Here is a 19,721-nt window from a genome sequence, read left to right as displayed (position 1 = left end):
AAGCTGGAAGCTGCCCCCATGACCACCATCCCTCACATACAGCTCAACGAACCCGCCGTCACCTGCTCGACGTGCGCGGCCTGTTGCTGTCAGCTGGAAGTGCTGCTGATCACCGACACCGGCGTGCCGGAGCGCTACATCGATACCGATGACTGGGGCGGCGAAGTGATGCTGCGCCTGGATGACGGCTGGTGTGCAGCGCTGGACCGCGACACGATGATGTGCACGATCTACGAGCGACGCCCGTTGATCTGTCGGGAGTTCGAGATGGGTGCACCGGAGTGCCTTGAAGAGCGCCAGGGTATTGCGACGGCGTATCGCTGAGCCTTGATCGAAAATCGCAATGTGGGAAGGGTTTGCCCCCTCCCACACTTCAAGCATTACAGCGGCAAGGTGTAGTGCACCGCGTAGCTTTCCACACCATCGTTGTTGCTGCTCATGCCGGCATTGGAATAGTGCGTGGCACGAATGCCCACTTCATGCCCGCCGGCAAAGCGCAGGCCAAAGCCGATGCGGTCTTCGAACTGGAAGGCCTGACCGATGTTGTTGTCTTCCAGCTGAGTGCGCGAGAACACGGCCAGGCCGATGCCCGCTTCGATGTAAGGCTTGACCGACTGCCCGGCAAACTCATACACAAACACCGGCGAGAACGACAGGCTGCTGGCACCGGCAGTCTTGTCGCCGTCCCAGTAGGTGTATGCGCCGCTCCAGTAGCCGGTCAGCCGACCCACGTCGCTCTGCCACCAGCTCTTGTCCCAATCGGAGGTCAAGCCAAGCCGATAGGTCATGGTTGAATCGCTCGTTCCCCCCACTCCAAATTCCAGGCCAGCAGCATTGGCCGAAACAGAGTGCCCTACCACAGCGGCCACAATCGCGGCCAAACAGAACAAGCGCTTCATAAGAAACATCCTTTCCAAACGAAGTTATAGAGTGTTGTACAGGCTATCTCGCTATAGAAGCTGGCACATAGACGGAAGTTCCAAACGAATAGCGAGCTATTTCACGAATTTTTCACGCGGCAAATATTCGCACAACGCTCGGATATTTCCATAGTGTCGGTAGGATATTTCTTAGGTGATACAGATCACCGCTGGTCCAGAACTGGGCCGGACTGGGGTTGCCCGTCGCCAAAAGGTCGCGCTGGCCCAATAAATGCTTGAGCTGACGGGCCACGGCGGCGCCGGTATCGATGAGGATGACGCTGGGCGGCAGCATCTGCGCCAACAGCGGCTTCAGGAAGGGATAATGGGTGCAGCCCAGGATAATGGTGTCGCAGCCGGCACTGAGCAGCGGCTCGATGTAACCCTGCAACAGCTGGCGCAGGGCCGGGCTGGTCAAGTCGCCGGTTTCAATCAACTCCACCAGCCCGGGGCACGGCTGGGTAATCACCCGCACATCGGTGGCGAACCGGTCGAGCAATGCGGCGAACTTGGCGCTTTGCAGGGTGCCGGTGGTAGCAAGCACTCCGACTACCCCGCTGCGGGTGGCGGCAGCGGCAGGTTTGACGGCGGGTTCCATGCCCACCAGCGGCCAGTCCGGGAAGTCCAGGCGCAGGTCGGCCACGGCGGCCACCGTCGCGGTGTTGCAGGCAATCACGAACGCCTTGGCGCCTTGACTGCGGAAAAACTCGGCCACCAGGCGCGAGCGTTCGAGAATGAAAGCGGGGGTTTTCTCGCCATAGGGAATATGCCCGCAGTCGGCCACATACAGCAGTGATTCGTGGGGCAGCAATTGCTGGATTTCGTCCAGCACCGACAGGCCGCCCACGCCGGAGTCGAACACGCCGATTGGCGCATCCTTAAGCATGCGGCGTCCCGCACACGCTGCAAGCGGGGTCGCGCTTGACGCGCAACTCGCGAAAACGCGTGGTCAAGGCATCGATCAGCAGCAAACGGCCCACCAACGGCTCGCCGAACCCGGCCAGCAGTTTCAGCGCCTCCAGGGCTTGCAGGCTGCCAACCAGCCCCACCAGCGGGCCGATCACGCCGGCTTCGCTGCAGGTAAGTTCGGTATCGCTGCCGTGCCCGTACAAACAGTGATAGCAGGGGCTTTCGGCGCGGCGCGGGTCGAACACCGACAATTGCCCTTCCAGGCGAATCGCTGCGCCGCTGACCAGTGGCCTGACGGCAGCCACGCAGGCCGCATTGACCGCTTCGCGGGTGGAGAAGTTGTCGCTGCAATCGAGCACCACGTCCACGGCCGCCACGGCGGCGGCCAGGGAGTCGGCGTCCAGCGCACTGCGGTGGGTGACCAGCCTGACGTCAGGATTGATAGCGGTCAGGCGACGCACGGCCGAGTCTACCTTGGTCTGCCCGACGCTGTCGGTGTCGTGGATGATCTGGCGTTGCAGGTTGGTCAGGTCGACCGTATCGAAGTCGGCCAGGTGCAGCTCGCCCACGCCCGCTGCGGCGAGGTAAAGCGCCACCGGCGCGCCCAGGCCACCCAGGCCGACGATCAATGCGCGGCTGTTTTTCAGGCGCAACTGACCTGCGATGTCCACATGCTGCAACAGAATCTGTCGGCTGTAGCGCAACAGCTCCTGATCGGTCAACACGGCCGTTGCCCCAGGCTGATGCGCTCGTGGCCGCCGAGGTCGATACGGCTGTGAACGCCTTCGAACCCTTGGCTCAGCAGCAGATCGCGCACGGCCAGCGCCTGGTCGTAACCGTGTTCGAGCAACAGCCAGCCGCCGGCATTCAGGTGAGTCCCGGCCTGCTGGATGATCAAACGCAGATCGTCCAGGCCATCGCGGCCCGCCACCAGCGCGCTGGCCGGCTCGAAACGCACATCGCCTGCCACCAGGTGCGGGTCGTTGTCGGCAATGTAGGGCGGGTTGCTGATGATCAGATCAAATGTACGACCGCCCAGAGCGCTGAACCAATGGCTGGTCAGCACCGTGGCGTTATCAAGGTGCAGCCGCTGGCGATTGCGCTCGGCCAGGGCCACGGCCTCCAGCACGCGATCAACGGCGGTCACCTGCCAGGCCGGGCGCTCGCTGGCCAGGGCCAGGGCAATGGCACCGCTGCCGGTGCCCAGGTCGAGCACCGTGGCGGGCGTGGCCGGCAGTAGTTCCAGCGCGGCTTCCACCAGCAGTTCGGTGTCCGGGCGCGGGATCAGCGTGTGCGGCGCCACTTCCAGGTCCAGTTTCCAGAAACCCTGCTGACCGAGGATATAGGCCACCGGCTCACCGGCTCGGCGCCGTTGCAGGTAGTCGGCAAACGTGAGCGCCGCTTCGCTGCTGACGATTTTTTCCGGCCAGGTGTGCAGGTAGCTGCGCGACTTGCCCAACGCAGCCGCCAGCAGCAGCTCCACATCCAGACGCGCGGTGGGCGAGTCCGGCAGGTCGGCGGCGCGCAGCAGGCTGGCGATGATGGTCATTTATTCACCAATGGCTGCGAGTTGATCGGCCTGGTATTCGGCCAGCAACGGCTCGATCACCGCGTCCACGCCGCCGGCAAGAATCTCGTCGAGAGAATACAGGGTCAGGTTGACGCGGTGGTCGGTGACCCGGCCCTGGGCAAAATTGTAGGTGCGGATACGCTCGGAGCGGTCGCCCGAGCCCACCAGCAGCTTGCGCTCGCTGGCAATGGCGTTGGCGGCGGCGCTGGTCTGCTGGTTGTTGAGCTTGGCCGACAGCCAGGACATGGCCCGCGCACGGTTCTTGTGCTGGGAGCGTTCTTCCTGGCATTCCACCACGATGCCCGAAGGCAAGTGGGTGATGCGGATCGCCGAGTCGGTCTTGTTCACGTGCTGACCACCGGCGCCCGAGGAGCGGTAGGTGTCGACGCGCAGATCCGCCGGGTTGATCTCGATGGTTTCCTGCTCGTCCGGCTCGGGCAACACCGCCACGGTGCAGGCCGAGGTGTGGATACGGCCCTGGGACTCGGTCGCTGGCACCCGCTGCACGCGGTGTGCGCCGGACTCGAACTTGAGCTTGCCGTAGACGTTGTCGCCCTCGACCCGCGCGATGACTTCTTTATAGCCACCATGCTCGCCTTCGTTTTCCGACAGGATTTCCACCCGCCAGCCGCGCCGCTCGGCGTAGCGCGAGTACATGCGGAACAGGTCGCCGGAGAAGATGGCCGCTTCGTCGCCGCCGGTGCCGGCACGGATTTCGAGGAATACGTTGCGCCCGTCGTTGGGGTCCCTGGGCAGCAGCATGCGTTGCAGGTCGCCTTCCAGCTCAGTCAGCTTTTCCTTGGCCTCACGGACTTCTTCCACGGCCATTTCGCGCATGTCCGGGTCGTTGTCCTTGAGCAGCGCCTGGGCGCCTTCGAGGTCGGCCTGCACTTTCAGCAAATTCTTGTAAGTGGCAACCACAGGCTCAACTTCGGCGTATTCCTTGGAATAGGCGCGGAATTTGGTCTGATCGGAAATGACTTCGCCATCGCCAAGCAAGGCGGTCAGTTCTTCGAAACGGTCCTGGAGCACGTCCAGCTTATTGAGCAGCGAGGCTTTCATTGCGGTTTTTTATCCGAAGAGCTGTCTGACGCGCCCTCACCGAGGGCAAAGAGTTCCTGGGCCATGGCCAGCGCATCGAGGCGGCCTTCGGCAGTCAATTTTTTAAGCTGTACGCTGGGCGCGTGGAGCAGTTTGTTGGTCAGGCCACGGGCCAGTTGCATCAGCACTTCTTCGGCGCTGCTGCCGTTGGCAAGCAGACGCTGGGCCTTGATCAACTCCTCGTCACGCAGGCGTTCACCCTGTTGACGATAGGCCTTGAGCACATCCACCGCTGCCAGCTCACGCAGGCGCACCATGAAATCTTCGGCGCCGACGCTGACCATCTCCTCGGCCGCCTGGGCGGCGCCCTGGCGGCTCTTGAGGTTTTCGGCGACCACTTCGTGCAGGTCATCGACGCTGTAGAGGTAAACGTCGTCCAACTCGCCGACTTCGGGTTCGATATCCCGTGGAACGGCAATGTCCACCATGAAGATCGGCTTGTGCTTGCGCAGCTTCAGTGCACTTTCTACCGCGCCTTTGCCCAGTATCGGCAATTGACTGGCGGTGGAGCTGATCACGATATCACTGCGCACCAGTTCGGCCGGAATATCCGACAGCAAGACCGCGTGGGCGCCGAACTGTTCGGCCAGGCTGCTGGCGCGTTCCAGCGTGCGGTTGGCGACGACGATGCGCTGCACGCCCAGTTCATGCAGATGCCTGGCGACCAGGGTGATAGTCTCGCCGGCGCCGATCAGCAGGGCCTGGCTGCGTTGCAAATCGCTGAAAATCTGTTTGGCCAGGCTGACCGCCGCAAAAGCGACAGACACTGGATTTTCGCCGATGGCCGTGTCAGTGCGCACCTGTTTGGCAGAATTGAACGTGGCCTGGAACAGACGGCCCAACAGCGGGCCGACCGTGCCGGCCTCGCGCGCGACGGCATAGGCGGACTTCATCTGGCCAAGGATCTGCGGTTCGCCCAATACCAGCGAATCAAGCCCGGAGGCGACGCGCATCATGTGACGAACGGCCGCATCCTCTTCGTGCACATACGCGCTGGCGCGCAGGTCGTCGAGGCTCAAATGGTGATAATCGGCGAGCCAGCGCAGCACAACATCCGCTGACAGATGTTCCTGTTCTATATAGAGCTCGCTGCGATTGCAGGTCGAAAGGATTGCAGCTTCGCGGCTGTCGGTGAGCCGACAGAGCTGTTGCAAGGCCTCAACCAACTGCTCCGGCGTAAACGCCACGCGCTCGCGCACGTCGACTGAGGCAGTCTTGTGGTTAATACCGAGTGCGAGGAAGGCCATTCAATATCGCTGATGAGGTCGGGAAGCCGGCAATTGTCCTACTTCGAAAGATCCAGAACAACCACCGTCGTCTATTGTCCTAGTAGCTTGTGCCTATAAAGGCGCCCACTGAGACTCGGTTATGTTTGGCCGAAGGCTTGTGTCATGATGATCCGACCGCAGGTTAGTCGTCCTCTTCCTATATGAATAGATCCTCCGCGTTGCTCCTAGCTTTTGTCTTCCTCAGCGGCTGCCAGGCCATGGCACCCGTGTCGCCGGGCGATACGCCGCCGGCAGAAGACACCGCCCCCGCTCCTGAAAAGCCCAAGGTTTACTCCTCGTTCAGTGAAGAAACGGTGTTCAGCCTGCTGAGCGCTGAACTGGCCGGGCAGCGCAATCGCTTCGATATTGCGCTGGATAACTATGTGACCCAGGCCATCAACACCCAGGACCCGGGTATTTCCGAGCGGGCGTTTCGCATCGCCGAGTACCTCGGAGCCGACCAGGCGGCGCTGGACACGTCGCTGATCTGGGCGAAAAACGCGCCGGATGACCTCGAGGCGCAACGTGCCGCTGCTGTCCAGCTGGCACGCGCCGGGCGGTATGACGATTCCATGGTGTACATGGAAAAAGTCCTGCAGGGCAAGGGCGACACGCACTTCGATTTCCTCGCGCTGTCGGCAGCCGACACCGATCAGGACACGCGCAATGGCCTGATGAAAAGCTTCGACCGCCTGCTGCAAAAGCATCCGAAGAACAGCCAGCTGATTTTCGGCAAGGCATTGCTGCTGCAACAGGACGATGAAGCCGAAGCCGCCCTCAAGCTGCTGGAACAGAACCCGCCGGAAGACGGCGAAATCGCGCCAATCCTGCTGCGCGCGCGCCTGCTGCAGAACCTCAATCGCGGCAAGGAAGCGATTCCACTGCTGGAAAAAAGCATCAAGCGATACCCGGAAGACAAGCGCCTGCGCCTGACTTACGCGCGCATGCTGGTGGAACAGGACCGCATGGCGGATGCCAAAGTGCAGTTCGCCAACCTGGTCCAGCAATACCCCGACGATGACGAATTGCGCTACTCCCTGGCACTGGTGTGCCTGGAAGCCAAGGCGTGGGAGGAAGCCAAGGGGTATCTGGAAGAGCTGATCCAACGTGAGAGTCATGTGGATTCGGCGCACTTGAACCTGGGTCGCATCGCTGAAGAGCGCAACGACCCGCAGGCCGCCCTGCTCGAATATGCCCAGGTTGGCCCGGGCAATGACTACCTGCCGGCTCAGCTGCGCCAGGCCGATATTCTGATGAGCAACGGTCGTACCGACGAGGCGGAAAAACGCCTGGCGGCGGCGCGCGACGCCGAGCCGGACTACGCCATTCAGCTATACCTGATCCAGGCCGAGACGCTGTCGGCCAACAAGCAGGGCGAACGCGCCTGGAAATTGCTGCAACAAGCCCTGCTGCAATACCCCGACGACCTGAACCTGCTGTACACCCGCGCCATGCAGGCAGAAAAACGCAATGACCTGGCGCAGATGGAAAAAGACTTGCGCCTGATCATCAAGCGCGACCCGGACAATGCCATGGCCCTCAATGCCCTGGGTTATACCCTGTCCGACCGCACCACGCGTTACGCCGAGGCGAAGGCCCTGATCGAGCAGGCCCACAAGCTCAATCCGGAAGACCCGGCCGTGCTCGACAGCCTGGGCTGGGTGAATTATCGCCTGGGCAACCTGGACGAGGCCGAACGCCTGCTGCGCCAGGCGCTGGAGCGTTTTCCCGATCAGGAAGTCGCTGCCCACCTGGGTGAAGTGCTGTGGGCCAATGGCAAGCAGCGCGAAGCCCGGCAAGTCTGGGAAAAATTCCTCAAGGAACAACCCGAAAGCCCTCTTTTGCGCGGCACCATCAAGCGCCTGACCGGATCCGAGACCCTTTAAGCTTATGTTCTTGCGCCACATAGTTGTATTCAGTCTTATCGCCCTGCTCGCCGGTTGCGCGGGCACAGGCAGCCGCGAATCCGTTGAGGGCCAGGGCAACCCGGCGCAATGGCAACAGCACAAGGATCAGCTCGGCAGCATCGACGGCTGGCAGATCGAAGGCAAAGTTGGAGTTCGCGCGCCGAAGGATTCCGGCAGTGGCACCCTGTTCTGGCTGCAACGCCAGGATTACTACGACATTCGCTTGTCCGGTCCGCTGGGCCGCGGCGCGGCACGCCTGACCGGCCGCCCGGGGCAGGTGAGCCTGGAAGTCGCCAATCAGGGCCGCTACGAGGCGACCTCTCCGGAAGATTTGCTGGAACAGCAGATCGGCTGGAAGTTGCCCGTGTCGCATCTGGTCTGGTGGGTGCGCGGGCTGCCGGCACCCGACAGCAAGAGTCGCCTGAGCCTCAACGGTGACAGCCGCCTGGCCACACTGGAGCAGGATGGCTGGAAGGTCGAGTATTTGAGTTACGTACAGCAAGGCGGCTACTGGCTGCCCGAACGCATCAAGCTGCATGGCACCGACCTTGACGTCACGCTGGTGATCAAGGACTGGCAACCGCGCAAGCTGGGGCAGTGACGTGAGCGAATGCCTGACCCTGCCCTCCCCGGTCAAGCTCAACCTGATGCTGCACATTCTGGGTCGCCGTGAAGACGGCTACCACGAGTTACAGACGCTGTTTCAATTTCTCGACTACGGCGACGAACTCACCTTTGCCGTACGCGACGACGGTGTGATTCGACTGCACACGGAATTTGAAGGCGTACCTCACGACAGCAATCTGATCGTGAAGGCAGCCCGCACGCTTCAAGCGCATTCCGGCTGCGCATTGGGCATCGATATCTGGATCGACAAGATCCTGCCCATGGGCGGCGGTATCGGTGGTGGCAGTTCGAATGCGGCGACCACCCTGCTGGGTCTCAATCACCTGTGGCAACTGGGCTGGGACCAGGATCGCCTGGCAGCTCTGGGCCTGACGCTGGGCGCCGACGTTCCGGTTTTCGTGCGCGGGCACGCGGCTTTTGCCGAGGGCGTGGGCGAGAAACTCAGCCCGGAATACCCCGAAGAGCCTTGGTATGTTGTGCTTGTCCCGCAAGTATCTGTAAGTACAGCAGAAATTTTTTCAGATCCGCTGTTGACACGTAACTCTCCTCCCATTAAAGTGCGCCCCGTTCCCAAGGGAAACAGTCGAAATGACTGCTTGCCGGTTGTGGCAAGGCGTTATCCAGAAGTACGTAACGCTTTGAATTTGTTAGGTAAATTTACCGAAGCAAAATTAACCGGCACTGGAAGTTGTGTGTTTGGGGGCTTCCCAAGCAAAGCTGAAGCTGATAAAGTCTCGGCCCTTCTTACAGAGACCCTTACAGGGTTTGTAGCAAAGGGAAGCAACGTTTCGATGTTGCATCGCAAGCTGCAAAGTCTGCTCTAAAAGGAATCGAGTACTGGGTACTCGTTGCAACAGATACAGGGGCGTCGCCAAGCGGTAAGGCAGCAGGTTTTGATCCTGCCATGCGTTGGTTCGAATCCAGCCGCCCCTGCCATTTTCCTATACTCATCCAGGTTACCCTCAGCCTCTAGGTACTGCGCGTGTCCAAGATGATGGTCTTTACGGGGAACGCCAACCCCGATCTGGCTCGACGTGTCGTACGTCAGCTGCATATCCCTCTCGGTGACATCTCTGTCGGCAAGTTCTCCGACGGTGAAATTACAGCCGAGATCAATGAAAACGTTCGCGGTAAAGACGTCTTCATTATTCAGCCGACCTGCGCTCCGACCAACGATAACCTGATGGAACTCGTCGTGATGGCTGATGCCTTCCGCCGCTCCTCAGCAACTCGAATCACAGCTGTAATCCCTTACTTTGGTTATGCCCGTCAGGATCGCCGTCCGCGCTCCGCACGTGTGGCCATCAGCGCGAAAGTCGTTGCTGACATGCTGACCGTGGTAGGCATCGACCGTGTGCTCACGGTTGACCTGCACGCTGACCAGATCCAGGGATTCTTCGATATTCCGGTAGATAACATCTACGGCTCCCCCGTTCTGGTGGATGACATCGAAGACCAGCGCTTTGAAAACCTGATGATCGTGTCCCCGGACATTGGCGGCGTCGTGCGTGCACGGGCTGTTGCCAAATCCCTGGGCGTTGATCTCGGGATCATCGACAAACGCCGCGAGAAAGCCAATCACTCTGAAGTGATGCATATCATCGGTGATGTCGAAGGGCGTACCTGTATTCTGGTTGATGACATGGTCGACACCGCCGGCACCCTGTGCCATGCGGCAAAAGCCTTGAAAGAGCACGGTGCAGCCAAAGTCTTCGCCTACTGCACACACCCTGTGCTGTCAGGCCGAGCGATCGAGAACATCGAGAATTCCGTGCTGGACGAACTGGTGGTGACCAACACCATCCCGTTGTCCGCCGCTGCTCAAGCCTGTGCGCGTATCCGTCAACTGGATATCGCACCGGTCGTTGCCGAAGCGGTTCGCCGTATCAGCAACGAAGAATCGATCAGCGCGATGTTCCGTTAAGGCTCAGGCCTTGGCGACATCAACCTGACGAAAAGCGCCCCGCCCCAGCATTCTGTTGGGGCGGGGCTTTTTTGCCCATATCGCCTTTAGCGCTGGTCGCAAACGCTGGGGCGAATGTGGTTAATTTGGAGATACAACATGAACGATTTTACTTTGAATGCTGAACTGCGTTCCGACCTGGGGAAAGGTGCGAGCCGCCGCCTGCGTCGTCTCGCAAGCCTGGTTCCAGCTGTAGTCTACGGTGGCGACAAAGCCCCTGAGTCCATCAGCATGCTGGCCAAAGAAGTTGCCAAACTGCTCGAAAACGATGCTGCCTACAGCCACGTTATCGAACTGAACGTTGGCGGCAAGAAGCAGAACGTTATCATCAAGGCTCTGCAGCGCCACCCGTCCAAGGGTCACGTCCTGCACGCTGACTTCATCCGCGTTGTAGCTGGCCAGAAACTGACCGCTATCGTGCCTGTTCACTTCATCGGTGAAGAAGCTCCGGTCAAGAAAGGCGGCGTTGTCTCGCACACCACTACCGAACTGGAAGTGACCTGCCTGCCGAAAGACCTGCCTGAGTTCATCGAAGTCGACCTGTCGGCTGCTGAAATCGGCACCATCATTCACTTGTCCGACCTCAAGGCCCCTAAAGGCGTTGAGTTCGTTGCACTGGCTCACAACGACGACAAGGCTGTTGCCAACGTCCACGCGCCACGTGTTGTAGAAGAAGATGATGCTGCTGAAGGCGAAACCGCTGCAGAGTGATGCACTCTGTAACGTCGGAGCTTGAGGAAACATCGCGGACCGGAACGTAGCGAGAAAGCGGGCGATAACGCGAAGTTTATCTCTGGATAAGTGAGCTCCTGTCGTCCCCTTTCGCCGCACACCTGGCGCGGCGATGTTATCCACAACTCCAAAGGAAGGGCCCCTGTCGTGACTGCCATCAAACTGATCGTTGGCCTGGGAAATCCAGGCGCCGAATACGAACAGACCCGGCATAACGCGGGGGCCCTTTTTGTTGAGCGTATTGCCCACGCCCAAGGCGTAAACCTTGCGGCCGATCGCAAATATTTTGGTCTGACCGGGCGCTTCTCGCACCAGGGTCAGGATGTTCGTCTGCTGATTCCCACCACCTACATGAACCGCAGCGGCCAGTCTGTCGCGGCGCTTGCGGGATTCTTTCGGATCAAACCCGAAGAGATCCTGGTGGCCCATGACGAACTGGACCTGCCACCCGGCGTCGCCAAGCTCAAGCTGGGCGGCGGGCATGGCGGGCACAATGGCCTGCGCGACATCATCGCGCAGTTGGGTAATCAGAATAATTTCTACCGCCTGCGGCTTGGCATTGGCCACCCGGGCGTTGCCAGTATGGTTTCAAATTTCGTCCTGGGTCGTGCGCCACGCGCCGAACAGGAAAAACTCGATGCCAGCATCGACTTTGCCCTCGGCGTGCTGCCGGATATCTTCGCCGGTGAATGGAACCGCGCGATGAAAAACCTGCACAGCCAGAAGGCCTGACTCTTACCGAGGGGAAACACCATGGGATTCAATTGCGGCATCGTCGGCCTGCCCAACGTCGGCAAATCCACCTTGTTCAACGCTTTGACCAAGTCCGGTATTGCGGCGGAGAACTTCCCCTTCTGCACCATCGAACCCAACAGCGGTATCGTACCGATGCCGGACCCGCGCCTGGACGCCCTGGCGGCCATCGTCAACCCCAAGCGCGTCCTGCCGACCACCATGGAGTTCGTCGACATCGCAGGCCTGGTGGCCGGCGCGTCGAAAGGTGAAGGCCTGGGCAACAAATTTTTGGCCAACATCCGTGAAACCGATGCCATCGCCCACGTGGTCCGCTGCTTTGAAGACGAGAACGTGATTCACGTCTCCAACAGCGTCGACCCGAAACGCGACATCGAGATCATTGACCTGGAACTGATCTTTGCCGACCTCGACAGCTGCGAGAAGCAACTGCAGAAAGTAGCGCGCAATGCCAAGGGTGGTGACAAGGAAGCAGTGGTCCAGAAAGGCCTGCTGGAGCAGTTGATCGCACACTTCACCGAAGGCAAGCCGGCACGCAGCCTGATGAAAAACATGGGCGTCGACGAAAAGGCGGTGATCAAAGGCTTTCACCTGCTGACCACCAAGCCAGTGATGTACATTGCCAACGTCGCCGAAGACGGCTTTGAGAACAACCCGCTGCTCGACGTAGTCAAGGCCATTGCCGACGAAGAAGGCGCCATTGTCGTTCCGGTGTGCAACAAGATCGAAGCGGAAATCGCCGAGCTCGATGACGGCGAAGAAAAAGACATGTTCCTTGAGGCACTGGGCCTGGAAGAGCCTGGCCTGAACCGTGTAATTCGTGCCGGCTACGAAATGCTCAACCTGCAGACCTACTTCACCGCTGGCGTTGAAGAAGTCCGCGCGTGGACAGTCAAGGTTGGCGCTACCGCGCCACAGGCTGCCGGCGTGATTCACACCGACTTCGAAAAAGGCTTTATTCGCGCCGAAGTGATCGCCTATAACGACTTCATCCAGTACAAGGGTGAGGCGGGCACCAAGGAAGCCGGTAAATGGCGCCTGGAAGGCAAGGAATACATCGTCAAGGACGGCGACGTGATGCACTTCCGTTTCAACGTCTAAACATTACCTGCGGCATTGACCGCAAATAAAAAAGCCGATGCACTGCATCGGCTTTTTTGTGGGCACTCTTCAGGTAAACGTTTACCGCGTGAGCGTCGGGTAAGAATAAAACATCTCCCTATCTAATTTATCCTACATCACTCGCGCAAGTTCCTACTTTAAGACTCACGCGCGGAATCTATAATTTGCACGCCACAGACCGGCAGTTGATGACTGCGTTCTTAATCGCATACAAATAATGGAGCACTCTTTCGATGCCGGACTCCTTTCCTGGGGAAATTGAAAACGATTTTTCATTCCTGGAAGGCTCAGATATTGAAAACACGCTTCATCGTACTGCGCCACTCAACATAGATATCCTGTTACTCGGAGAAACCGGCACAGGCAAAGACACGCTGGCCCAACGAGTGCATTACTTGTCGGGACGACGAGGTAACTTCATTGCCGTGAACTGTGCGGCCATTCCCGAAAGTCTCGCAGAAAGCCAACTGTTTGGAGTCAACAGCGGTGCCTACACCGGGGCGATGCAGTCGCGGGCCGGTTTTGTAGAGGCCGCCCATCTGGGCACTCTTTACCTCGATGAGATCGACAGTATGCCTTTGAGCCTGCAGGCCAAACTGCTGCGCGTGCTGGAGTCGCGCGGAGTAGAGCGTCTGGGCTCAACGCGTTTCATTCCTGTAGACATGCGCGTCATCGCATCAGCCCAGCATTCGCTGCACGCGATGGTCGAACAGGGCACCTTCAGGCGCGACCTGTTCTTTCGCCTGAATGTCGTCAACATCCAGCTTCCGGCCCTGCGGGACAAGCGAGAAAGGATCGTCCCGTTGTTCCTGCAGATGGTCCAGCAAGAAGCCGAACTTTTCGCATGCCCTGCTCCGACGCCCACCGCCGAGCTGTTGCAACAACTGGTGTGCCAATCCTGGTTGGGCAATATCCGGGAACTCCGCTCGACGGCCAAGCGATTCGTACTGGGTCTGCCACCGCTTTCGACGCCCCTGAGCAAGCCGCAAGGCCATGAAATGAGCCTGAAAGCGCGCCTGCAGGAAATCGAAAAAGCATTGATCGAAGAGTCATTGCTGCGCAACGACCGCTGCGTGGATCGCGCGGCCATTGAGATGGGCGTTGCCAAGCGCACGCTCTACTACCGAATGAAGCAACTTGCTATCTAAAGCAGCGTAAGGATTTTCCTTTCTAGAGGTACCTTTGGTTTTCCAACCGTAATCCTTTACGCCGAAATAATTTTAGACACATCACCTCCACGACAAACTGGAACGTTTCACTCCTCCCCCACCACGAACGAAATGAGCACTTCCAAATCGCTCGAAAAACTACCGATAGTGAATAAAACTATCAAACTTTACTACGATTCAAGAGGTGAACTATGTCTGTAGGTGGCCTGGGTACAAGCCCACAAGATATCGCAGCAAAAGGCATCGACGAACAAAAGAAGTGGGAAGCGGTAAAGAAGGCTAAAGAAGGCGCCGAGAATGAAAAATTCTCTGCCGCGATAACCAATATCAAGTCCATCCGTTTTTAAGCGGTCCGGTCCTCTCAACTCACCAGTTGAGGGGACTTCCTCCAAATTGTGCTTGCCGCACTCGATACCCACAAGAGAGAAATGAATGTTCATCACCCGCTCAGAGTTTACAACAAGCGAAAAAATCACCACTCGCTCGGACACGCCTGCTCTGAACGATCGGGCGTCTGACATTAATTTTTTTCTCTCTGAAATACACCAGACCGACAAAGTCGATAAAGGAACCGTACACGCCGTCGCTTCTACCGACTCCACTTGGGGCGCTACGGAGTCGACGACGATAGCGAGACAACTGTCCAAAGGATTTCGTGACGCAAGCCAGAACAAGCAGACAACGGACGCGAGCAAGTTTCCCCAGCTTCTTGCCGAGTCACACGTAAATGTGATGTCCCAGATCAAGATCGTTGGCGCCATCGCGAAAGCCTGCGACAAAATCTCAAGCATGGGGTAGAGGTATGTACCGCCGTTTAAGCACCGTATTATTTATTTCATTGGCGCTGATGCTGGCGGGCTGCGGTGAAAGCGTCGAACTTCATCGAAATATTTCCGAACAGGAGGCCAATGAAATCATTGCTGAACTGGCGGATAAACAAATCCGGGCTCAAAAGACTCAGGGAAAAGACGGCGTCGCCGTTCGTGTCAAAGCAAGTGACATCAATCGCGCGGTTCGGACACTGGACGCTGTGGGACTTCCCAAGGTGGCACGTTCGACCTTGGGGCAGATCTTTCGCAAGGAGGGCGTCATCTCTACCCCACTGGAAGAACGCGCACGCTACATCTACGCACTGTCGCAGGAGCTGGAGGCGACGTTGTCGAACATCGACGGTGTAGTCGTCGCAAGGGTGCATGTGGTGCTGCCTGAACGCATAGCCCCTGGCGAGCCCGTACAACCTGCATCCGCTTCCGTATTCATCAAGCACGACCCGCGGCTGGACCCTGACAACATCAATGCGCGTGTGCGCAGGATGGTGGCCAGCAGCCTCCCCGGTATGGCCTCGGCGATAGACAATACGGTAAAGCTTACCGTCGTTTTCGTACCCGCCACGGCCTACAAGGAAACACAACAACTCACCTACCTCGGCCCTTTCCTGATCCCCGAACACGATCTCGAATTCTGGCGCATCATGCTGTTCATGCCGCTGTTCGTCCTGGTGTCGGGCAGTGCCGCCTGGTTGCTGTGGCGACGAAAGGCAAGGCCCGGCCCTGCGATAGCAGGCACTCATGAGTGACGATCTCAATTGGGTCAGGTGGTGGGCCTTCCCGTGGCAGCAAGCCCACATCGACTGGCTCACACAAACCGGTTTTGTAGACACAACAGCGCTTTCACGCAGTCACCATGGTCGAGTGAGCAGGATGTTCGATATCCAGCCCGAGCTTCCCCCGCCCCTGAGTCCGGCCCTGCTGCAACTGGTGCAAATCGATGCGCAATCACGAGATCTCATACTCACACTCGTCAATGAGGTCTACAACGCACCTCACCACAGTCGGCTCAATCAGGAACAGCTGCTTTGGTGCCAGCGCCTGGCCAAGGCACTGCCACCGGACCCGACACCGGCAAACATCGACGACCCTTTGCACTACCTGCGGGCGTGGGTCTCACCGACGGTATGGCAGCGGCTGCGCCTGAGCTTCGCCTGTCAGAGGGTGCTTGAGCTGGAGCAATACCCAAGGCTTGAGGACACTCAAGGCCGGTTGGGTATTTTATGGCAAGCCGCCATTTGGCGTGCGACCTCGAACCCCACTGATGATGCGCAGCAAACGCCCCGGGAGAACGCCAAGCATGTTTTGCGCCCACAAGATTGAGCTGCACACCCGCCCTGACAACCTTCCGACAGCGCTGATATCCAGGGAAATGCTCGTCGAACATACCCAGGCCCGGCAGATGCTTGAACAAGCCGAAACTCAGGCACAGGCGCTCATAAATCAGGCCCAAGCCCAGTGCAAACAGCTGCTGGACAACGCCAGCAGTGAGTTCTGGGAGCGCGCCAATGCCCAACTTTATCGTTGGGAGTCAGAACGCCAGGCGATGGCCGAGAATCTTGAGCGTGTTGCCACCTCAGTCATCAACACGGCCATTAGAAGCTTTCTCAATGAAGCCCCCCGCCCAGCGCTTGAGTGCCTTGCTCGATAAATTATTGGCCGCTGGATTGCCGGAGGTCGAGGCCAGCTTGCTGTGCAATCCGCAGGACCGCGAATCCGTCGAGCACTGGCTCATCCAACACTGTGATGTGCCCTGGACGCTTCGGGTTGAAGCGGGGATTGCTGCCCAGTCGCTGATTGTTGAAACAGACGATGGCGGGTTTCACATCAACTGGACGGATGCCGTGGACAGCCTGGTGCCGATCCCGCCCCAGAGCCAGATCAAATGAGCACTCTTTTGTTAACAAATTAATCCGCCGAAGGAACTGGCCATCCATCAGTTGCCACACAGGAGTAGACCCACACCGGAGTTAAAGCCATGAATAACGACGCCCGCATACTTGATAGCCTCTACCGCCAGCGGAGCCGCTCCGATAAGGCTTTTGGACAGATCGACGAAGATATTTCCGCTGGAGGTGACGACGAGGAACTCTCAAGAGTCTTCGACCAGCTTATGCAGGAGAAGATCGTCGTTGCCAACAGCTACGCCGTGACCTCGGTCTATGTCAATTACAAACACGAAACCCTGAAAAACGCCATCAACGTCGCCTAGTGACTGGCAGCAACGTCCCGGGAGCCAGGCCAGTTCAGTCCGGCAAACCTGCACGGCGCGTCGGTTTTTTCGCAGGGCGTCGCTCACCTCTGCTTGCTGCAATCCCTGCAACGCGATTGCAGTCAGCAGCAGCGGTTGCCCCCCTTAATCGCAACGCAACCCTCGCGAGATCTGGCGCAACGTAACGGCGCGTCTGACAAAGGCCGGAGGCGAATCAATGCCCACTTCATCAAGTGCGCTCGCGCACTGAAACAGAGACCCTGTCATGCATAGCAAGACCCACAAGCACACCCGCTTGCGTTTAAATTCGCCCGCACACCAGGCAAAGCGCACTCAATGGCGCCTCCTGCTCGCCTTGCCCTTTTTATTGGCACCGCTTCACAGCGCCGTCGCTGCCATTCCCTCCGACTGGAAAAACACCGCTTACGCCTACGAGGCCGAGCATAAGCCCCTGCGGGATGTGCTGGAGGATTTCGCTCAGACATTTGGCACACAGTTGCAGATCGATGGCCTCCTGGACGGCGTCGTAAACGGCAAGATACGCGCCAATACCCCGCAGTCATTACTCGACAGACTGGGGGTGGAACACCGCTTCCAGTGGTACCTGTACAACAACACGCTTTATATCAGCACCCTGGACCTGCAAGAGTCCGCACGCCTTGAAGTCTCCGCCGAAACCGTCGCCGACCTCAAGCGAGCCCTGACCGATATCGGCCTGCTCGACAGCCGTTTCGGCTGGGGCGAACTGCCCGATGACGGCGTGGTGCTGGTCTCCGGTCCCAAGCGTTACATCGACCAGATCAAGCAATTCAGCAGCCAGCGTAAATCAGCCGACGAAAAACAGAGCGTGCTCAGCTATCCGCTGAAATTCGCCAACGCAGGTGATCGCCAGATCGATTATCGCGGCGAGAAAATATCCATCCCTGGCGTCGCCAGCATGCTGCGCGGGTTGTTGGAGCCTCGGTCACCTTCCACACTGTCGACGATGAGTCCACGGCCCTCTTCATCCCAGCCTTCTCCGATCACGCCGAATTATCCAAGGTTGAACAATCCGATGCTGGGGCAGATGCTCGGCCAGACGGCGAATGCCGGACCGTTGGAAACCGGCGCAACGCTTACCCCGCGAGCCCCCGTGTCGTCCGGCAGAATCCGTGTCGAAGCCGATGTGCGTAACAACGCCGTGCTGATCTATGACCTGCCGGAGCGGCAAGCGATGTACCGCGAGCTGATTACCCAGCTCGATGTCGCGAGAAAAATGGTGGAAATAGACGCCATCATCCTGGACATAGAACGCAGTCAATTGCGCGAATTCGGGGTCAACTGGGGCAACAGTCGTTTCAGCAGCGACATGCGGCTGGCACCGGGAAGCTCATCGCAGTTGTCGATTGAAAACCGTGACCGTTTCTTTGCCAAAATACGCGCGCTGGAGCAACGCGGTCTGGCAACCATGGTTTCCAACCCCTCGGTCCTCACCCTGGAAAACCAGCCTTCGGTGATTGATTTCAATCGCACCCAATACCTGACAGCAGGCACCGAGGTCGCGACTGTGCTGCCCATTACTGTGGGCACCAGCCTGCAAGTGGTGCCCAGGGTGATTACCACCCGAGGTACTCATCAGGTTCACCTGCTGGTGGATATCGAGGACGGCAACTTCGACGAGTCCGACCCCAATCGCCTGGGCCCGGATGTGCGCCGGGGGAATGTCAGCACCCAGGCGGTGATGGCGGAAAAGCGCTCGCTGGTGGTTGGTGGATTCCATGTCACCGAAAGCACCGACAGGCGCAACAAAATCCCCTTGCTGGGTGATATACCGCTGCTGGGCAAGGCTTTGTTCTCCTCCAGCGAACGCAAGAACAATCGTCGCGAACGCCTGTTCATCCTGACCCCGCGCGTGATCGGTGATCAGGCCGATCCTTCACGTTACCTGCCGCAGGACGACCAGGCCGAACTGCAGGCAGCCCTCAAGCCGCTGGCCAGGCGTTATGCCGAACACGCGCCCGTCATCAAGCGCAGTGACATCACCAGCACGCTGGCGAACCTGGTGACCGGGCGAGTGCCCCTGGCCTTCAAGCCGGCCCCGATGCCCCTGGGCCTGGACACCTTGTGCAGCACCCGCGACTTACTGGCCATGAATACCGAACGCAGCCAGTGGTACGCCGGCCCGCAGTTCAATGTGGCCGTGGTCGTGCTGCGCAACCAGCTCAAGCGCAATGTGCGTATCGACGAAAAGGAATGCAGCACCTCGCAAACCCTGGCCGTGACCGTGTGGCCGCGAGCCTGGCTCAAGCCGGGCGAAGAAGCCGAGGTATTCATTGCCATGCGCCCGGTGGTGAAAGATGAACACCTCAGCGTGCCGCGCCCCTCCTTGCTCACTCCAGCTAAAAAGGCCACGCCATGAAACACCGTTTGTTGTGCGTCACTCTGATCAGCGCAGTGCTGCTCATCACCGGTTGCAGCCCTACGTGCAAAGGCGACTCCTGCTCGCGTCCGCAATCGACCAAAGACAAGCTGGTGATCTGGTGGCCACCGCAGATGCGCGTCGAGCCTGGCCCGTCCGGCGAACGCGCGGACTACCAGACGATCTCGCTGGAACGATAAGCTCAGAGATCAACGCCCGGTGTTACCGGGCGTCTGATCTGCA

22 protein-coding genes, 1 tRNA gene and 1 pseudogene are annotated in these 19,721 nt (G+C 59.0%); 18 read left to right on the top strand and 6 right to left on the bottom strand.

The window, feature by feature from the left end:
- Window positions 1-18 precede the first annotated feature (18 nt).
- Window positions 19-324 (top strand): YkgJ family cysteine cluster protein, encoded by a 306-nt coding sequence (locus tag VRB54_RS03365; protein WP_004372444.1) that lies wholly within the window; start codon window positions 19-21, stop codon window positions 322-324.
- A 56-nt stretch (window positions 325-380) separates the two neighbouring features.
- Here the strand turns inward: VRB54_RS03365 and VRB54_RS03360 are convergent, their stop codons facing one another.
- The 6 genes from VRB54_RS03360 to hemA form a co-directional block, all read right to left on the bottom strand.
- The gene (locus tag VRB54_RS03360) at window positions 381-899 is read right to left on the bottom strand and encodes an acyloxyacyl hydrolase (protein WP_209988344.1); all 519 of its coding nucleotides are present in this window, start codon (window positions 897-899) and stop codon (window positions 381-383) included.
- 112 nt (window positions 900-1,011) lie between these two features.
- Complete coding sequence (murI, locus tag VRB54_RS03355; protein ID WP_338479530.1) at window positions 1,012-1,806, bottom strand: glutamate racemase; 795 nt, start codon at window positions 1,804-1,806, stop codon at window positions 1,012-1,014.
- Window positions 1,799-2,554 carry a molybdopterin-synthase adenylyltransferase MoeB gene (locus VRB54_RS03350; RefSeq protein ID WP_338479529.1) on the bottom strand — a complete coding sequence of 252 codons (756 nt, stop codon included), beginning with the start codon at window positions 2,552-2,554 and terminating at the stop codon, window positions 1,799-1,801. The genes murI and VRB54_RS03350 overlap by 8 nt, the downstream gene beginning before the upstream one ends.
- Window positions 2,548-3,378, bottom strand: a complete 831-nt coding sequence (gene prmC / locus VRB54_RS03345; RefSeq protein ID WP_338479528.1) for a peptide chain release factor N(5)-glutamine methyltransferase — start codon at window positions 3,376-3,378, stop codon at window positions 2,548-2,550. Before prmC ends, VRB54_RS03350 begins: the two co-directional genes overlap by 7 nt.
- A complete protein-coding gene (prfA, locus tag VRB54_RS03340; RefSeq protein ID WP_338479527.1) occupies window positions 3,379-4,461 on the bottom strand; it encodes a peptide chain release factor 1 in 1,083 nt (360 codons plus the stop codon).
- Window positions 4,458-5,747: a glutamyl-tRNA reductase gene (hemA, locus tag VRB54_RS03335; protein WP_209988334.1), complete on the bottom strand. Its 1,290-nt coding sequence runs from the start codon at window positions 5,745-5,747 to the stop codon at window positions 4,458-4,460. The genes prfA and hemA overlap by 4 nt, the downstream gene beginning before the upstream one ends.
- Before the next feature lie 182 nt (window positions 5,748-5,929).
- Between hemA and VRB54_RS03330 the strand changes: the two genes are divergently transcribed.
- The 17 genes and pseudogenes from VRB54_RS03330 to hrpT all read left to right on the top strand — a co-directional run bounded on the left by VRB54_RS03330 (window position 5,930) and on the right by hrpT (window position 19,678).
- A complete protein-coding gene (locus tag VRB54_RS03330) occupies window positions 5,930-7,654 on the top strand; it encodes a tetratricopeptide repeat protein (protein WP_231422459.1) in 1,725 nt (574 codons plus the stop codon).
- A gap of 4 nt (window positions 7,655-7,658) precedes the next feature.
- The gene (gene lolB / locus VRB54_RS03325; protein WP_338479526.1) at window positions 7,659-8,276 is read left to right on the top strand and encodes a lipoprotein insertase outer membrane protein LolB; all 618 of its coding nucleotides are present in this window, start codon (window positions 7,659-7,661) and stop codon (window positions 8,274-8,276) included.
- Between the two features lies 1 nt (window position 8,277).
- Window positions 8,278-9,126, top strand: a complete 849-nt coding sequence (gene ispE, locus VRB54_RS03320; protein WP_338479525.1) for a 4-(cytidine 5'-diphospho)-2-C-methyl-D-erythritol kinase — start codon at window positions 8,278-8,280, stop codon at window positions 9,124-9,126.
- Between the two features lie 37 nt (window positions 9,127-9,163).
- A tRNA-Gln gene (locus VRB54_RS03315) sits at window positions 9,164-9,238 on the top strand.
- Between the two features lie 46 nt (window positions 9,239-9,284).
- A complete protein-coding gene (locus VRB54_RS03310) occupies window positions 9,285-10,226 on the top strand; it encodes a ribose-phosphate pyrophosphokinase (RefSeq protein WP_003171603.1) in 942 nt (313 codons plus the stop codon).
- A 138-nt stretch (window positions 10,227-10,364) separates the two neighbouring features.
- Window positions 10,365-10,976, top strand: a complete 612-nt coding sequence (locus tag VRB54_RS03305; RefSeq protein ID WP_004372493.1) for a 50S ribosomal protein L25/general stress protein Ctc — start codon at window positions 10,365-10,367, stop codon at window positions 10,974-10,976.
- 168 nt (window positions 10,977-11,144) lie between these two features.
- The gene (gene pth / locus VRB54_RS03300) at window positions 11,145-11,729 is read left to right on the top strand and encodes an aminoacyl-tRNA hydrolase (protein WP_017529915.1); all 585 of its coding nucleotides are present in this window, start codon (window positions 11,145-11,147) and stop codon (window positions 11,727-11,729) included.
- A gap of 21 nt (window positions 11,730-11,750) precedes the next feature.
- Window positions 11,751-12,851 (top strand): redox-regulated ATPase YchF, encoded by a 1,101-nt coding sequence (gene ychF / locus VRB54_RS03295; RefSeq protein WP_338479524.1) that lies wholly within the window; start codon window positions 11,751-11,753, stop codon window positions 12,849-12,851.
- 254 nt (window positions 12,852-13,105) lie between these two features.
- Window positions 13,106-14,020, top strand: a complete 915-nt coding sequence (locus VRB54_RS03290; protein WP_338479523.1) for a sigma 54-interacting transcriptional regulator — start codon at window positions 13,106-13,108, stop codon at window positions 14,018-14,020.
- 212 nt (window positions 14,021-14,232) lie between these two features.
- Window positions 14,233-14,388, top strand: a complete 156-nt coding sequence (locus VRB54_RS03285) for a hypothetical protein (RefSeq protein ID WP_338479522.1) — start codon at window positions 14,233-14,235, stop codon at window positions 14,386-14,388.
- An 85-nt stretch (window positions 14,389-14,473) separates the two neighbouring features.
- Entirely contained in the window at window positions 14,474-14,839 is a 366-nt protein-coding gene (locus VRB54_RS03280) for a hypothetical protein (protein ID WP_338479521.1), read from the top strand.
- 4 nt (window positions 14,840-14,843) lie between these two features.
- Window positions 14,844-15,617, top strand: coding sequence for a type III secretion system inner membrane ring lipoprotein SctJ (gene sctJ / locus VRB54_RS03275; protein WP_338479520.1), 774 nt, complete (start codon window positions 14,844-14,846; stop codon window positions 15,615-15,617).
- Window positions 15,610-16,191: a type III secretion protein gene (locus tag VRB54_RS03270; RefSeq protein ID WP_338479518.1), complete on the top strand. Its 582-nt coding sequence runs from the start codon at window positions 15,610-15,612 to the stop codon at window positions 16,189-16,191. The genes sctJ and VRB54_RS03270 overlap by 8 nt, the downstream gene beginning before the upstream one ends.
- Window positions 16,133-16,757 (top strand): annotated as a pseudogene (gene sctL, locus VRB54_RS24455) (type III secretion system stator protein SctL). The gene VRB54_RS03270 and the pseudogene sctL overlap by 59 nt, the downstream one beginning before the upstream one ends.
- An 89-nt stretch (window positions 16,758-16,846) precedes the next feature.
- Window positions 16,847-17,080, top strand: a complete 234-nt coding sequence (locus VRB54_RS03255; RefSeq protein ID WP_209988308.1) for a hypothetical protein — start codon at window positions 16,847-16,849, stop codon at window positions 17,078-17,080.
- A gap of 265 nt (window positions 17,081-17,345) precedes the next feature.
- A complete protein-coding gene (sctC, locus tag VRB54_RS03250) occupies window positions 17,346-19,478 on the top strand; it encodes a type III secretion system outer membrane ring subunit SctC (protein WP_338479515.1) in 2,133 nt (710 codons plus the stop codon).
- A complete protein-coding gene (gene hrpT, locus VRB54_RS03245; protein ID WP_338479514.1) occupies window positions 19,475-19,678 on the top strand; it encodes an HrpT family type III secretion system protein in 204 nt (67 codons plus the stop codon). Before sctC ends, hrpT begins: the two co-directional genes overlap by 4 nt.
- The last annotated feature ends 43 nt before the right edge of the window (window positions 19,679-19,721 follow it).

Source organism: Pseudomonas trivialis (assembly GCF_036864995.1).
GTDB lineage: Bacteria > Pseudomonadota > Gammaproteobacteria > Pseudomonadales > Pseudomonadaceae > Aquipseudomonas > Aquipseudomonas trivialis.
The sequence above is the reverse complement of the archived record's forward strand: the minus strand, read 5'-3'. Positions and strand labels throughout refer to the sequence as shown.